The 15,788-nt window shown below is 34.9% G+C and carries 21 protein-coding genes; 2 read left to right on the top strand and 19 right to left on the bottom strand.

All coding sequences use genetic code 11. The features are described 5' to 3' along the window. Positions 1-14: 14 nt before the first annotated feature. The 19 genes from rpsH to rpsL form a co-directional block, all read right to left on the bottom strand. A complete protein-coding gene (rpsH, locus tag FF52_RS07495) occupies positions 15-413 on the bottom strand; it encodes a 30S ribosomal protein S8 (RefSeq protein WP_008464306.1) in 399 nt (132 codons plus the stop codon). Between the two features lie 78 nt (positions 414-491). Beyond that, a complete protein-coding gene (gene rpsN / locus FF52_RS07490) occupies positions 492-761 on the bottom strand; it encodes a 30S ribosomal protein S14 (protein WP_008464305.1) in 270 nt (89 codons plus the stop codon). 3 nt (positions 762-764) lie between these two features. Then, positions 765-1,316 carry a 50S ribosomal protein L5 gene (rplE, locus tag FF52_RS07485; RefSeq protein WP_008464302.1) on the bottom strand — a complete coding sequence of 184 codons (552 nt, stop codon included), beginning with the start codon at positions 1,314-1,316 and terminating at the stop codon, positions 765-767. Between the two features lie 2 nt (positions 1,317-1,318). Then, entirely contained in the window at positions 1,319-1,633 is a 315-nt protein-coding gene (gene rplX / locus FF52_RS07480) for a 50S ribosomal protein L24 (RefSeq protein WP_008464300.1), read from the bottom strand. Positions 1,634-1,644: 11 nt separating this feature from the next. Beyond that, positions 1,645-2,013 carry a 50S ribosomal protein L14 gene (rplN, locus tag FF52_RS07475; protein ID WP_007803649.1) on the bottom strand — a complete coding sequence of 123 codons (369 nt, stop codon included), beginning with the start codon at positions 2,011-2,013 and terminating at the stop codon, positions 1,645-1,647. 2 nt (positions 2,014-2,015) lie between these two features. Continuing rightward, positions 2,016-2,276, bottom strand: a complete 261-nt coding sequence (rpsQ, locus tag FF52_RS07470; protein ID WP_008464298.1) for a 30S ribosomal protein S17 — start codon at positions 2,274-2,276, stop codon at positions 2,016-2,018. A 17-nt stretch (positions 2,277-2,293) separates the two neighbouring features. Next, entirely contained in the window at positions 2,294-2,485 is a 192-nt protein-coding gene (rpmC, locus tag FF52_RS07465; protein ID WP_008464297.1) for a 50S ribosomal protein L29, read from the bottom strand. Positions 2,486-2,497: 12 nt separating this feature from the next. Next, positions 2,498-2,923: a 50S ribosomal protein L16 gene (rplP, locus tag FF52_RS07460; protein ID WP_008464295.1), complete on the bottom strand. Its 426-nt coding sequence runs from the start codon at positions 2,921-2,923 to the stop codon at positions 2,498-2,500. A gap of 19 nt (positions 2,924-2,942) precedes the next feature. After that, positions 2,943-3,701: a 30S ribosomal protein S3 gene (gene rpsC / locus FF52_RS07455; RefSeq protein ID WP_008464292.1), complete on the bottom strand. Its 759-nt coding sequence runs from the start codon at positions 3,699-3,701 to the stop codon at positions 2,943-2,945. A 5-nt stretch (positions 3,702-3,706) separates the two neighbouring features. After that, complete coding sequence (rplV, locus tag FF52_RS07450; protein ID WP_007803631.1) at positions 3,707-4,120, bottom strand: 50S ribosomal protein L22; 414 nt, start codon at positions 4,118-4,120, stop codon at positions 3,707-3,709. 8 nt (positions 4,121-4,128) lie between these two features. Then, a complete protein-coding gene (gene rpsS, locus FF52_RS07445; protein WP_008464288.1) occupies positions 4,129-4,407 on the bottom strand; it encodes a 30S ribosomal protein S19 in 279 nt (92 codons plus the stop codon). 6 nt (positions 4,408-4,413) lie between these two features. After that, on the bottom strand, positions 4,414-5,238 hold the full coding sequence (gene rplB / locus FF52_RS07440; protein WP_008464287.1) for a 50S ribosomal protein L2: 825 nt from the start codon (positions 5,236-5,238) through the stop codon (positions 4,414-4,416). 9 nt (positions 5,239-5,247) lie between these two features. Next, positions 5,248-5,538 carry a 50S ribosomal protein L23 gene (gene rplW / locus FF52_RS07435; protein ID WP_008464286.1) on the bottom strand — a complete coding sequence of 97 codons (291 nt, stop codon included), beginning with the start codon at positions 5,536-5,538 and terminating at the stop codon, positions 5,248-5,250. Positions 5,539-5,545: 7 nt separating this feature from the next. Further along, complete coding sequence (rplD, locus tag FF52_RS07430) at positions 5,546-6,175, bottom strand: 50S ribosomal protein L4 (RefSeq protein ID WP_008464285.1); 630 nt, start codon at positions 6,173-6,175, stop codon at positions 5,546-5,548. Further along, complete coding sequence (rplC, locus tag FF52_RS07425) at positions 6,175-6,792, bottom strand: 50S ribosomal protein L3 (RefSeq protein ID WP_008464284.1); 618 nt, start codon at positions 6,790-6,792, stop codon at positions 6,175-6,177. The genes rplD and rplC overlap by 1 nt, the downstream gene beginning before the upstream one ends. Before the next feature lie 404 nt (positions 6,793-7,196). Further along, positions 7,197-7,502 carry a 30S ribosomal protein S10 gene (rpsJ, locus tag FF52_RS07420; RefSeq protein ID WP_007803605.1) on the bottom strand — a complete coding sequence of 102 codons (306 nt, stop codon included), beginning with the start codon at positions 7,500-7,502 and terminating at the stop codon, positions 7,197-7,199. Between the two features lie 10 nt (positions 7,503-7,512). Further along, entirely contained in the window at positions 7,513-9,669 is a 2,157-nt protein-coding gene (fusA, locus tag FF52_RS07415; protein WP_008464283.1) for an elongation factor G, read from the bottom strand. A gap of 11 nt (positions 9,670-9,680) precedes the next feature. Next, positions 9,681-10,157, bottom strand: a complete 477-nt coding sequence (rpsG, locus tag FF52_RS07410; RefSeq protein ID WP_008464282.1) for a 30S ribosomal protein S7 — start codon at positions 10,155-10,157, stop codon at positions 9,681-9,683. Positions 10,158-10,181: 24 nt separating this feature from the next. Continuing rightward, the gene (gene rpsL / locus FF52_RS07405) at positions 10,182-10,565 is read right to left on the bottom strand and encodes a 30S ribosomal protein S12 (RefSeq protein WP_007136570.1); all 384 of its coding nucleotides are present in this window, start codon (positions 10,563-10,565) and stop codon (positions 10,182-10,184) included. A gap of 248 nt (positions 10,566-10,813) precedes the next feature. On the opposite strand from rpsL, the gene FF52_RS07400 reads away from it, so the two are divergent. Then, the gene (locus FF52_RS07400) at positions 10,814-12,448 is read left to right on the top strand and encodes a membrane protein (RefSeq protein ID WP_008464274.1); all 1,635 of its coding nucleotides are present in this window, start codon (positions 10,814-10,816) and stop codon (positions 12,446-12,448) included. An 84-nt stretch (positions 12,449-12,532) separates the two neighbouring features. Then, positions 12,533-15,787, top strand: coding sequence for a SusC/RagA family TonB-linked outer membrane protein (locus FF52_RS07395; protein ID WP_008464273.1), 3,255 nt, complete (start codon positions 12,533-12,535; stop codon positions 15,785-15,787). Position 15,788: the final 1 nt, after the last annotated feature.

The raw sequence follows: 15,788 nt of genomic DNA, 5'->3' as shown, positions 1-15,788 counted from the left end.
TTAGTCTTTAAAAATTAGTATACGTAACAAATTACTTCACCACCTACATTTAATTGCTTCGCTTGTTTTCCAGTCATCAAACCTTTTGATGTAGAAACGATAGCAATTCCTAATCCATTAAGGATTCTTGGTAATTTGGCAGCACCTGCATATTTACGTAAACCAGGTTTACTAATTCTTTGGATATCTTTAATTACAGGCTCTTTAGTATCTTTATCATACTTTAAAGCAATTTTGATAGAACCTTGAACTGTGTTCTGCTCAAATTTGTAACTTAAGATGTAACCTTGATCAAATAAGATCTTAGTTATCTCTTTTTTAAGATTAGAAGCTGGAATTTCAACAACTTTGTGGTTTGCAGCCACAGCGTTACGAACTCTAGTCAAATAATCTGCAATAGGATCTGTATACATATGTATTTGATTGCGATTATGGTTTTCAGGAAGCACCCCGCTTCCTGAACCTTTAATCAATTTATAAACTTTTTTAAATTACCAGCTTGCTTTTTTCACACCTGGAATTAATCCATTGTTAGCCATTTCACGGAAAGTTACACGTGAAATACCGAATTGACGGATGTAACCTCTTGGTCTTCCAGTCAATTTACAACGGTTATGCAAACGAACAGGTGAAGCGTTTTTTGGTAATCTTTGTAAACCTTCATAGTCTCCAGCTTCTAATAAAGCTTTTCTCTTTTCAGCATACTTAGCTACCGTTTTCTCTCTTTTCACCTCGCGGGCTTTCATTGATTCTTTAGCCATGTCTTAATTCTTTTTAAAAGGTAATCCTAATTCAGCCAATAATGACTTCGCTTCCTTGTCAGTTTTTGCAGTAGTAACAAATGTAATATCCATTCCTGAAATTTTGTTTACTTTGTCAATATCAATTTCTGGGAAAATGATTTGCTCTAAAACTCCAAGATTGTAGTTACCTCTTCCGTCAAAACCAGTAGCTTTAATACCGTTGAAATCTCTTACACGTGGTAAAGCAGAAGTAATAAGTCTATCTAAAAACTCATACATTCTTTCTCCACGTAAAGTTACTTTTGCTCCAATAGGCATCCCTTTTCTTAATTTGAAAGACGCAACGTCTTTCTTAGAAATTGTAGATACTGCTTTTTGTCCAGTGATCTTTGTTAACTCATCAACTGCATAGTCAATAAGTTTTTTATCAGATACAGCTGCACCAACTCCACGGCTCAAAACGATTTTTTCAAGTTTAGGAACTTGCATTACGTTTGTATATCCGAACTCTTCTTTAAGAGCAGAGATTACTCTACTCTTATATTCTTCTTTTAGTCTAGGTGTATATGCCATTACTATAGTACTTGATTAGATTTTTTTGAAAATCTTACTTTCTTATCTCCTTCTACTCTAATACCTACTCTAGTTGTTTCCTTAGTTTTAGGATCAATTAAAGCAATGTTAGAAATTTGAATAGAAGCCTCTTTCTTAACGATACCACCTTGAGGGTTTTTAGCACTTGGTTTAGTGTGTTTTGAAACCAAGTTAACACCTTCAACTATCGCTTTGTTTTTTTCACGGTAAACACGTAAAACTTTACCTTCAGCACCTTTATGGTCTCCAGCAATAACTCTTACGATATCTCCTGATTTTATTTTTAGCTTTATCATCTTAAAACGAATTAAAGCACTTCTGGTGCTAATGATACAATTTTCATGAATTGTTTTTCACGAAGTTCTCTTGCTACCGGACCAAAAACACGAGTTCCTCTCATTTCCCCTGCAGCATTCAAAAGAACACATGCATTGTCATCGAAACGGATATAAGAACCATCAGCTCTTCTCACTTCTTTTTTAGTACGCACAACAACTGCAGTTGAAACAGCTCCTTTTTTCACGTTTCCGTTTGGAGTTGCATCTTTGATAGAAACTACAATTTTGTCACCAACAGAGGCATATCTTCTTTTAGTACCTCCTAAAACACGAATAGTTAAAACTTCTTTAGCTCCCGTGTTATCTGCTACTTTTAGTCTTGATTCTTGTTGTACCATAATTATTTAGCTCTTTCTAAGATTTCAACTAATCTCCAACATTTTGTTTTACTTAAAGGACGCGTTTCGCTAATTCTTACAGTATCACCAATGTTACAGTCGTTTTTTTCGTCGTGTGCAACATATTTTTTTGTTTTCAACACGAACTTACCGTATAATGGGTGTTTTACTTTTCTTACTTCAGAAATAACGATAGATTTATCCATCTTATTTGAAGTAACAACACCTATTCTTTCTTTTCTTAAATTTCTTTTTTCTTCCATCTTTCAGCAGAATACAATTATTGTAACTCTCTTTTAGTTAACTCTGTAGCTAGTCTTGCAACTGTTCTTCTAACGCTTCTGATTTGAAGTGGGTTAGCAATTGGAGAAATAGCGTGAGCCATTTTTAGGTCAGCATATACTTTCTTAGTTTGACTAAGCTTTTCTTGCAACTCCGCTGCAGAAAGATCTTTTATTTCTGATTGTTTCATAATAAATATAAATTATGCTTCGAAATCTCTAGCAACGACGAACTTAGTTTTTACTGGAAGTTTTTGAGCTGCAAGACGTAAAGCCTCTTTTGCAACTGACAATGGAACCCCTCCAACTTCAAACATAATTCTTCCTGGTTTAACAACAGCAGCCCAATACTCAACTGCTCCTTTACCTTTACCCATACGTACTTCAAGAGGTTTCTTAGTGATAGGTTTGTCTGGGAAAATTTTAATCCATAATTGTCCTTCTCTCTTCATGTAACGAGTTGCAGCGATACGTGCAGCTTCGATTTGACGAGATGTTAAGAACATTCCATCTTCATGTACAGATTTAATACCAAACATTCCATTTGAAAGTTCATGCCCTCTTTGAGAGTTACCCTTCATTCTACCTTTTTGTACCTTACGGTATTTTGTTCTTTTAGGCTGTAACATTTTTCTTTAGTTTAAAAATTTACTTTCTTTTACGAGCGTCTGGTTTTCCACCTTTGTTAAAGTTAGATTTGCCTCTAGGAGCATCTCCACCTTTTCCACCACCTGTACCAGATTGTTTTTTGTCCATTCCAGCAAGTGGAGAAAGTTCTCTCTTACCGTAAACTTCACCTTTCATGATCCATACTTTGATACCCATTCTACCATAAGTAGTGTGAGCTTCAGCCAAAGCATAATCAATGTCAGCTCTGAAAGTTGATAGAGGAATTCTACCTTCTTTGAAACCTTCTGAACGCGCCATCTCAGCACCATTTAAACGACCAGAAATCAAAACTTTGATACCTTCAGCGTTCATACGCATAGAAGCAGCAATAGCCATTTTGATTGCACGTCTGTAAGAAATACGGCTTTCGATTTGACGAGCGATGCTTGTAGCCACAAGATAAGCATCTAGCTCAGGTCTTTTAATTTCAAAGATGTTAATTTGAACCTCTTTGTCAGTAACTTTCTTAAGTTCTTCTTTTAACTTGTCTACCTCTTGTCCGCCTTTTCCGATAATAATACCGGGTCTAGCAGTAGTGATAGTAACGGTTACAAGTTTCAAAGTTCTCTCGATGATTACTTTTGATACACTAGCTTTTGATAAACGAGCATGGATATACTTTCTGATTTTGTGATCTTCAGCTAATTTATCGCCGTAATCATTTCCACCATACCAGTTTGAGTCCCATCCTCTGATGATACCAAGTCTATTTCCAATTGGATTTGTCTTTTGTCCCATGCTGCTTAAGAATTGCTTTGTGTGTTATTGATAGCTCCAAGCACGATTGTTACGTGATTAGAACGTTTTCTTATTCTGTGTGCACGACCTTGTGGAGCTGGACGAAGTCTTTTTAACATCATTCCACCATCTACTCTGATCTCTTTAACAAATAATCCAGCCTCTTCTAAATTACCTTCACTATTTTTTTGCTCCCAGTTATTGATTGCAGATAATAATAGTTTTTCTAATTTTCTTGAAGCTTCTTTAGAACTGAATCTTAAAATGTTAAGTGCTCTTTCTACCTTCTGACCTCTTACCAAGTCCGCTACTAAGCGCATTTTTCTAGGTGAAGTAGGGCAGTTATTCAATTTTGCGAAAGCGATAGACTTATTAGCCTCTTTTCTCGCATCTGCTGTTTCTCTTTTACGAACTCCCATTGCTTCTTTTATTTTTTACCTTTATTTTTTGCTCCAGCATGACCTCTAAAAGATCTAGTTGGTGAAAACTCTCCTAATTTGTGACCTACCATGTTTTCTGTTACGTAAACTGGTACAAATTGACGACCGTTATGAACTGCGATAGTTTGTCCAACGAAATCTGGTGTAATCATTGAAGCTCTAGACCAAGTCTTAACAACTGCATTTTTACCACTTTCTACGTTTTCTTGAACTTTCTTGTCTAATTTATAATGAACGAAAGGTCCTTTTTTTAATGAACGTGCCATATCTTATTATTTCTTTCTACGTTCTACGATATACTTGTTACTCGGGTTTTTCTTAGAACGAGTTCTGTAACCTTTAGCTGGCAATCCGTTTCTTGAACGTGGGTGCCCTCCAGAAGAACGTCCTTCACCACCTCCCATAGGGTGATCAACAGGGTTCATCGCTACTGGTCTAGTTCTAGGTCTTCTTCCTAACCATCTTGTTCTACCTGCTTTACCAGATACAACTAATTGGTGGTCAGAGTTAGAAACAGCTCCAATTGTAGCCGAACAAGTTAACAAGATTAATCTTGTCTCACCTGATGGCATTTTAATTGTTGCATATTTCCCGTCTCTTGCCATTAACTGAGCAAAAGTTCCAGCTGAACGAGCAATAACGGCTCCTTGTCCTGGACGTAACTCAATACAAGATATAACAGTTCCAAGAGGAATTCTGCTTAAAGGTAAAGTATTACCAATCTCTGGTTGAGATTCTGGTCCAGAAACTAATTTCTGACCAACTTTCAATCCATTTTGAGCGATAATATAAGTTTTCTCTCCATCAGCATAAGCTAATAAAGCAATAAATGCAGTACGATTTGGATCGTATTCGATTGATTTCACTGTAGCTGGAATTCCATCTTTAGTTCTTTTGAAATCGATGATACGATATCTCTGCTTGTGACCACCACCCGTATAACGCATGGTCATCTTTCCTTGACTATTTCTACCTCCTGAGTTTTTTATCGGTGCTATCAAAGAGCGTTCCGGCTTATCAGTTGTAATAGCGTCATAACCATTCACAACTCTAAATCGCTGACCCGGGGTAATAGGTTTTAATTTTCTTACTGACATTTTTCTATCTTAGATATTGTTGTAAAAATCAATTGTTTCTCCTTCTTGTACTTGAACAATTGCTTTTTTGTATGCATTTGTCTTTCCACTGATTAAACCACTTTTAGTGTATTTAGTAGATCTATCTGGTCTCACATTCATTGTGTTAACAGAAACGATAGTCACTCCATAAGCAGCCTCTACAGCTTTCTTAATCTCAACTTTGTTTGCTTTTTTGTTAACAACGAATCCGAAGCGGTTTAGAACTTCACTTTCTTTGGTTACTTTTTCCGTTACTATAGGTCTAATTATGATGCTCATATTCCTATTATTTACTTAAATTTTCTTCAATTAACTCTAAAGAACCTTCCAAAAGCACTAAATTATTAGCGTTTAATATTGCGTAAGTGCTTAATTCTGAGCTAGTTACGACATTTGAAGCCTTTAAATTACGTGACGACAAATATACGTTTTTATTTGACTCGCCCAACACAAATAAAGATTTTTTATTCTCTAACCCTAAAGCTTTCAAAACGTTAATGAAATTTTTAGTGTTTGGCGCTTCGAAATTAAAGTCTTCTACAACTACGATATTTGACTCTTTTGCTTTGATTGAGAAAGCAGATTTTCTAGCCAATCTTTTCAAACCTTTATTCAATTTGAATGAATAACTTCTTGGTCTTGGTCCGAAAACTGTTCCACCACCTTTAAACAAAGGACTCTTAACACTTCCTGCACGAGCAGTACCAGTTCCTTTTTGTTTTTTAATCTTACGCGTACTTCCAGTTACTTCAGCTCTTTCTTTAGCCTTGTGAGTACCCTGTCTCTGATTAGCAAGATATTGCTTAACATCAAGATATACTGCGTGATTGTTTGGTTCAATTGCGAATACTGAATCAGAAAGTTGAACTTTTCTTCCAGTATCTTTTCCGTTGAAATCTAATACTTTTACTTCCATTACTTCTGAATGATTACATAAGAGTTTTTGTGTCCAGGAACACATCCTTTAACAACAAGTAGATTCTTCTCAGCAACTACTTTTAAAACTCTAAGGTTTTGAACTTTTACATTTTCTCCTCCCATTCTTCCAGCCATACGCATTCCTTTGAATACTCTAGATGGATAAGAAGAAGCTCCTACAGAACCTGGCGCTCTTAAACGGTTGTGCTGACCATGAGTAGCTTGTCCAACCCCACCAAAACCGTGACGTTTAACAACCCCTTGAAAACCTTTACCTTTTGAGACACCTTGTACATCTACAAATTCTCCTTCTTCAAAAATAGTAACATCAATAAGATCTCCTAATTTTTGTTCAGTTGCAAAATCTTGGAATTCAACGACTTTTTTCTTAGCAACAGTTCCAGCTTTTTTAAAGTGACCTAAAGCCGCTTTAGTAGAATGTTTCTCGTTTTTGTCATCGAAACCAAGTTGTAACGCTTCATACCCGTCAACCTCATTGGTTCTGACTTGGGTAACAACGCATGGTCCAGCTTCGATTACTGTACAAGGAATATTTTTCCCGTTTTCGTCGAAGATACTAGTCATGCCGATTTTCTTACCAATTAACCCAGACATAAATATTAATTATTAATTACTAAAATTCCCTTCAATTTAAAAATAACAGAAATTTCCAAACAGGGAGTGCAAAAGTAGATATTAAAATTGAATAAACCAAACAGTTACAAAAATTAAATCGCTCATTATCAAAATCCAAGCACTAAAACAACAAGAAAACAAACTTCATCAACACCAAAATTCAAGCACTTCTTTTTATAGCAATAACATTTTCCATTTAAAAATTAAACAATAAAATCACAACTAAAAAAACTCGCACTACCCTAAAACAAAGGGATTTAGAATATTTAGAACATTAAAAAAATATTTAATTTTATTCTTTTTCAAATTAAAAACAACTTTTAAAAACAAAAAAAAGCGAGACAAAAAATGTCTCGCTTTTTATATAAAAAAATATAAAAAAATTATACTTTAATCTCAACTTCAACTCCACTTGGCAATTCAAGTTTCATTAAAGCATCAATAGTTTTAGATGAAGATGAATAAATATCAATCAATCTCTTGTATGACATTACTTCAAATTGCTCTCTCGCTTTTTTGTTAACGTGCGGAGAACGCAATACAGTGAAAAGTTTTTTGTGAGTTGGCAACGGAATTGGACCTGTTACAACTGCCCCAGTAGTTTTTACTGTTTTCACGATCTTTTCAGCAGATTTATCCACTAACATATGATCGTAAGATTTTAGTTTTATTCTGATTTTTTGACTCATTTTCTTAAAATTAAGCGTTACCTTTTGCTTTTTTGATTACCTCTTCTGAAATATTAGAAGGTGTTTCTGCATAATGAGAAAACTCCATTGTAGATGTCGCTCTACCAGATGATAATGTTCTTAATGTTGTAACATAACCAAACATCTCAGCTAACGGCACATCTGCCTTAATAGTTTTCGCTCCGTTTCTATCACCCATATCATTAACTTGACCTCTACGACGGTTCAAGTCACCTACGATATCACCCATGTTTTCTTCTGGAGTGATAACTTCGATTTTCATGATAGGCTCTAAGATAACAGCTCCAGCAGCTTTACCGGACTCTTTATAACCCATTCTTGCAGCTAACTCAAAAGAAAGAGCATCAGAATCCACAGGGTGGAAAGATCCATCTAATAAAGTCACTTTTAAACTATCAACAGCATATCCAGCTAAAGGTCCAGTTTTCATAGCTTCACGGAAACCTTTTTCAACTGCAGGAATATACTCTTTAGGAACGTTACCTCCTTTTACTTCATTCACAAACTGTAATCCAACAGGTACTTTTCCATCAACTTCATCAGCAGGCTCGATTCTAAATACGATATCACCAAATTTACCACGACCTCCAGATTGTTTTTTGTAAGTTTCTCTGTGTTGAGCAGATCTTGTAAACGCCTCTTTATACTCTACTTGTGGCTCACCTTGATTAACCTCTACTTTAAACTCACGTTTCATACGGTCAACTAAGATATCTAAGTGAAGCTCACCCATACCTGAAATAATAGTTTGACCAGAAGCCTCGTCAGTTCTAACCGTAAACGTTGGATCTTCTTCAGCCAATTTAGCTAAAGCCATACCCATTTTATCAACGTCAGCTTTAGTTTTTGGTTCGATAGCGATACCAATTACAGGATCTGGGAATTTCATAGATTCCAAGATAATTGGATGCTTTTCATCAGATAAAGTATCTCCAGTTTTAATATCTTTAAATCCTACAGCAGCTCCAATATCTCCAGCCTCAATAAATTCGATTGGATTTTGTTTGTTAGCATGCATTTGGTAAATACGAGAAATTCTTTCTTTATTACCAGAACGAGTATTTAAAACATAAGAACCTGCATCTAAACGTCCAGAATACGCACGGAAGAAAGCTAAACGACCTACGAATGGATCAGTAGCAATTTTAAATGCTAAAGCAGCAAACGGCTCTTTTACATCTGGCTTACGCAAGATTTTAGTTTGATCTTCTTCCAATAAATCAGCATCATCAGGATGAATTCCCTCAATACCTTCTTTATCTAAAGGAGATGGTAAATATTTACAAACTGCATCTAACATGAATTGAACCCCTTTGTTTTTGAAAGAAGAACCAGCAAGCATAGGAATGATCGCCATATCAATAGTAGCCGCTCTTAATGCATTGTTGATTTCCTCCTCTGTAATAGAGTTTTCATCCTCCATGTACTTATCTAAAAGATTTTCATCATAAGTAGCAATCTCTTCGATAAGGATAGAACGATAGTGCTTTACATCATCAACCATATCAGCAGGAATGTCAACAATATCAAAAGTAGCTCCTTGAGTTTCATCATGCCATACAATAGCTTGATTTTTAACCAAGTCAACAATACCTTTAAAATCAGCTTCATCTCCAATAGGCAAAGTAATTGCAACCGCATTCGATTTCAACATGTCCTTAACCTGTCCGCATACATTTAAAAAGTTCGCACCTTGACGGTCCATTTTGTTCACGAATCCCATACGAGGAACTCTATACTGATCAGCAAGTCTCCAGTTAGTTTCTGATTGAGGTTCAACACCATCAACAGCACTAAATAAGAACACTAAACCGTCTAATACACGTAAAGAACGGTTAACCTCTACAGTAAAGTCAACGTGTCCAGGAGTATCAATAATATTAAAGTGGTACGCTTTTGATTCTGGCAAAACTTTACCTTGCTCAGTTGGAAAGTTCCAAGTACAAGTTGTAGCAGCAGAAGTAATTGTAATACCTCTTTCTTGCTCTTGCGCCATCCAGTCCATTGTTGCAGCACCATCGTGAACCTCACCAATTTTGTGTGATTTTCCAGTATAAAAAAGAATACGCTCAGTTGTTGTAGTTTTACCAGCATCAATGTGAGCAGCGATCCCGATATTTCTTGTATATTTTAAATCTCTAGCCATTTCTTTACGAATTAAAATCTAAAGTGAGAGAATGCTTTATTAGCTTCTGCCATTTTGTGAGTATCCATTCTTTTCTTAACCGCAGCACCTTCTTCTTTAGCAGCAGCTAAACACTCAGCAGCTAAACGTTGCGCCATAGATTTTTCATTTCTTCTTCTTGAATAAAGTATTAACCACTTCATTGCCATAGAAATTTTTCTGTCTGGACGAATCTGCATTGGAATTTGGAATGTAGCTCCACCAACTCTACGGCTACGTACTTCTACGTGAGGCATAACGTTAGTTAAAGCATCTTTCCAGATCTCTAATGAAGTTTTCTCATCATTTTGCTTTTTAGTTTCAATGATATCAATAGCATCATAAAATACTTTAAAAGCTGTAGATTTCTTACCATCCCACATTAAGTTATTCACAAAACGTGTTACTAATTGGTCATTAAACCTTGGATCCGGTAAAAGTGGTCTTTTCTTTGCCGCTCTTTTTCTCATGTCTTTTTCTTAAAAGTTTTTAAATTACTTTTTTGCTTCTTTTGGGCGTTTAGCACCGTACTTAGATCTTCTTTGCGTTCTTCCTGCAACACCTGACGTATCAAGCGCTCCACGAACGATGTGATATCTAACACCTGGTAAATCTTTTACCCTTCCACCTCGCACTAATACTATCGAGTGCTCTTGTAGATTATGTCCTTCTCCTGGGATGTAAGCATTCACCTCATTACCATTTGTCAAACGCACACGCGCAACTTTACGCATTGCAGAGTTTGGTTTTTTTGGTGTAGTAGTGTAAACACGCGTACAAACCCCTCTTCTTTGAGGACAAGAATCTAAAGCAACCGATTTACTCTTCTTAGTGATCTGAGTTCTTCCTGTTCTTACTAATTGTTGAATTGTTGGCATAATTAATACTAAAAATTATTATGTTTATTAAATTCCCGCTTTTTACGGGGTTGCAAATGTATAAAATAATTTTCACTATACAAACGTTAAATCATTAATTTTCAACAACATTATTTATATCTATGATTTAACAAAGAAACATTAGATATTTGCTTTACATTTAACTAACAAAACAATTGCATTTGAAACAATTACAACACATACTTATTTTACTCCTATGCACAAATTGTTTCGCACAGTCATTTTATTTGAATATAAATGGAATTAACAAAAAACAAAGCCAAACAATCGACTCTCTTCCATATGCAAAAAAACACGTAAACATAAAATCATTAAACAACGAACTTTTTTCAGTAACAAACAAACTCTCAAAACAAGGCTATATAGATTCTAAAATATTAGAAACCAAAAAGATAAACGACAGCACTTATACAGCATTTATAGACTTAAAAACCAAAATCAAAGAAGTACATATATATATAGGTATAAATAGTTTTTTTAATGAATATAAGAAAAACACAAAAGACAGTATAATTATCCCTTTTACGGAGCTTGAAAACTTCCTTAATAAAGAAATTTCAAACAATGAAAAAGCAGGTTTTGCATTTTCCAAAATCAATCTAGCAAATATCAAAAAAAAGAATTCCATAATTTATGCTGACTTAAATCTTAATTCCGAAAAAAAAAGAACACTAAATTCCATTATTGTAAATTACACAGATCTCACTTTAAAAGACTACTTCCCAAAAGGAGCATTAAAACAATTAAATAAAAAATACACCAACAGAATATTCAACCAAGAAACTGTAAAAAGACTTTATGAAGATATAAACAGTTTTGAATTTGTTTCTCAAACCAAATACCCCGAAATTTTATTCACCAAAGACTCGACAAAAGTCTACACTTATATTGAAAAAAGAAAAGCAAACAATTTTGATGGCTATATTGGATTTTCGAACGACGAAAACAAAAAATTGATTCTAAACGGCTATTTAGATATTTCGCTAACTAATATACTTCACGCTGGCGAAAAGTTCTCCCTTTACTGGAAGAGCGACGGTAACCAACAAAAAACCTTTAACACTAAACTCGAAATCCCCTATTTATTCCAATCTCCTCTTGGAATAAAAGCGCAATTAAACATTTTCAAACAGGACAGCACATTTCAGAATACTAAAACAGATATCAATCTGGGATACTATCTAAATTATAACTCTAAAATCTATTTCGGATACCAATCTACCGAATCGAGCGACATCCAAAATACCAATAATTCTTTTATCAGCGATTTTAATAATTCTTACTTTACTTCCACATACGAATACAAAAAAATAGACTCTAACAACAATCTAATGCAGGGAAAAGCATTTCTGAGCTCAATTTTAGGTTTCGGAAAAAGAGAAACAAACAACGACCCTGACACAGCAAAACCAAGCAAGCAATTCTATGCAAATCTAAATGCGTCTTATAATTTTGAACTAAATAACAAGAATTTCATTAACCTAAATTCACAAAATTTCTATCTAGATAGTAAAAATTATATTTCAAACGAATTATTCAGATTTGGCGGAATGAATTCAATAAGAGGATTTTCCGAAAATAGTCTTCAAGGAAACTTTTATTCTGCAATTCTTACAGAATATAGATATATATTTTCAAAAAGCGCTTATATTCATTCTATTGCGGATTACGCTATATATCAAGACTTAACGAATATTTCAAATCCTAAAAAAATTATGAATTTAATAGGAATTGGAATAGGTGCAGGAATACAAACAAAAAATGGAGTTTTGCGAATTATTCTCACGAATGGCCAGCAAAATCAGCAAGAAATACAATTATATAACACTATCGTAAACATATGTTATAATGTTAAATTTTAAAGTTTACCAAAAAAAGATTTTTATTTATTAGGAAAGTTAACAAATTATTAAGAGTTTTGCGATACTAATTCAAAATATTTAAAAATGAAACTAAAGTTCAATGGATTCTTAGTGCTTTTATTAGTACTAGTTGCGCAACTTTCTTTTGCGCAAGAAAGAGCTGTTTCGGGAACAGTTTCTGACAATGCAGGAATGCCTTTACCAGGTGTTAGTGTATTAGTTAAAGGAACAAAAGCTGGAACGCAAACCGATTTTGATGGTAAATACACTATCAAAGCATCATCAAGCCAAGTATTGGTATTTAGCTACATTGGGATGAAAACTCAAGAGATAGCTGCAACTTCATCAACAGTTAACGTAAAATTGGCTGGAGATGCTCAAGAACTTGAAAGCGTTGTAGTAACAACAGCTTTGGGGGTTAAAAGAGAGAAAAAATCTCTTGGTTATGCAACACAAGAGGTAAAAGGAGGAGATTTAAGAAATGGTACTTCAAGTGGTAACTTCTTAAACGAGCTTTCTGGTAAAGTTGCCGGTGTTAACATTACAAGAAACACTAACTTTGGAGGTTCTACAAGTGCAATCTCTCGAGGAGTTAAAGCTATTGGTCAAAGCAATGAGATGTTAATCGTAATTGATGGTATGCCTATCAACAACGGTAACAACACAAACGATGGAACAACGGCTCAATCATCTGGAGCAAGAGGTTTTGACTATGGTAATAATGGTATGGATATCAATCCAGAAGACATTGAAAGCGTGAACGTATTAAAAGGTGCCGCTGCTTCTGCTTTATATGGATACTTAGCCGGTAACGGAGTTTTAATGATTACCACTAAAAAAGGTAAAGCTAGAAAAGGTTTAGGAATCACTGTTTCTTCTGAAGTAGTAACTGGTAGCCCAGACAAAAGCACTTTCGTTAAATACCAAAAAAATTACGGTGCTGGATACGGTTCTTCTTTTGACACTACACAAGACATTGATGGTGACGGTGTAAATGACAATGTTGTTTTCATGGGTGATGATGCATCTGTAGGAAATCGTTTTGATCCTTCTTTAAATGTTTACCAATGGGATGCTTTTTCTGCATATCCAGGAAATAACAATTATGGAAAAGCAACTCCATGGAAAGCTGGAGCAAACGATCCTTTTTCTTTCTTCAAAAACTCACTTTCGTTAGTAAATAGCATCTCTTTTGAAGATGGAAACGAAAAAACAAATGTTGTATTTAACTATACTAACACTGACCAAACTGGTGTTTTAATCAATAGTGAATTGAGAAAAAACAACTTTAGTTTAAAATTAAATCACCAATTTACAGACAGATTGTCTTTAAGCACATTTGCTAACTTCTCCGCACAACAAACAGTGGGAAGAAACATGACAGGATATAGTGACAACTTAGTTTCTGGTTTCCGTCAGTGGTGGCAAACTAACGTTGATATTAAAGAATTAGAAAGAGCATACAACAATTCAGGCGAACAAAACATTACTTGGAACAGAAAATCTGTTGAGGATGGAACTCCTGCATATTGGAACAACCCTTACTTTGAGCGTTACAAAAACTACCAAAATGATAGTAGAAATCGTTTTATTGGTTACGCAAACTTTACTTACAAAATTGCTGACTGGCTTTCTGCAACTGCAAAAATCTCTACAGATACGTATTCTGAGATTCGTGAAGAAAGAGTTGCTGTAGGTTCAGTATCAAAAACTTTTGGTATCAATGCTCTTGATGAGACTTCAGGATACCAACGTTACAATGGTAACTTCTCTGAGCAAAACTATGACTTACTCCTTACTTTCAACAAAAAGTTCGGAGAAGACTTTAGCTTAAGCGGAGTAGCTGGGGGAACAATTAGAAACACTTATTTTAACCAAATTACAGCTTCTACACAAGGAGGTTTAATCATACCTGGAATCTATAGTTTATCTAACTCTAAAGCTGCGAGCCCATATCCATATGAAAGAGAAACTAGAACATCTGTTAATAGTTACTATATTTCTGGATCTTTTGGATACTTAGACACATATTTCATCGATGCAACAGCACGTAGAGATGCATTTTCTAACTTGCCTGCTGATGATAACGCTTTAGCAAGTTACTCAGTTTCTGGCAGCTGGGTTTTCTCTAAAAACATAGATGCAAGCTGGTTAACCTTTGGTAAATTAAGAGGAGGTTACTCTGAAAGCCCACTTGGAACACCTGCATTAGCATTGGTTGATACTTATACTAAATACGATCCGTTCAACAATAACCAAATGTATTCAGTAAACTCTATTAAAAACAATCCAGATCTTAAACCTATTAAAACAAACACACAAGAGATTGGTCTTGAGATGCAATTCTTAAACAGAAGAGTTGGATTTGATGTGAGTTTGTACAAAAACGTGAATGACGGAGAAGCTGTTAGAGTACCATATTCTACTGCTACAGGTTATACTTCTAAATATGTAAATGCTGCTAAAGTAGAAAATAAAGGTATCGAGGTTCAGTTTAACGCTACACCAGTTAAGACAAACAACTTTTCTTGGGATATTAACGTAAACTGGTCTAAAAACGAGAATATGGTTACAGCTCTAGCTGATGGCGTAACTAACTTGCAAGTAGCTTCTTTCCCTGGTACAGTAACTTTAAATGCTGTAGTTGGACAACCATTTGGTGTATTAAAAGGCACTGATTACACTTATGATGCTAACGGACAAAGAATCGTTAACCCAGCAACAGGTAGATATGTAATCAATACTTCTACAAACAACATCATTGGAAATATCAATCCTGACTGGATTGGAGGTATTCGCAATAAATTCTCTTACAAAAACTTATCTTTCAGCTTCTTAATTGACACTAAACATGGGGGAGATGTATTCTCTACAGATCAATGGTATGGAGTTGGAACTGGTTTGACTGATGAAACAGGTGGAAACAACGATCTTGGAAATCCAAAAAGAAACAGCTTAGTAAATGGGGGTGGTGTAATCCTTCCAGGTGTTTATGCTGATGGAACTCCAAACACAACAAGAACTGCTTACTCAACAGGTGGAGCTATTACAAATGCTTATACTAACGGACCTAGAAGCCAATATGTATATGATGCTGGTTTTGTTAAATTAAGAGAGGTAAATATTACCTATACTTTACCATCATCTTTAGTTCAAAAAATGAAATTAGTTGATGCTAGAATTTCACTTATTGGATCTAACTTATGGATTATCCAAAAGAATCTTCCAGATGCAGACCCAGAAAGTGGATTAGGATCTAACGTAGGATCTCAAGGACTTTCTATCGGTTCTTTACCAACAACTAGAAATATTGGTTGTAACTTAACAATAAAATTCTAAG

The organism is Flavobacterium sp. F52 (assembly GCF_000278705.1).
GTDB lineage: Bacteria > Bacteroidota > Bacteroidia > Flavobacteriales > Flavobacteriaceae > Flavobacterium > Flavobacterium anhuiense.
This window is presented reverse-complemented; position numbering and strand designations above follow the sequence as displayed.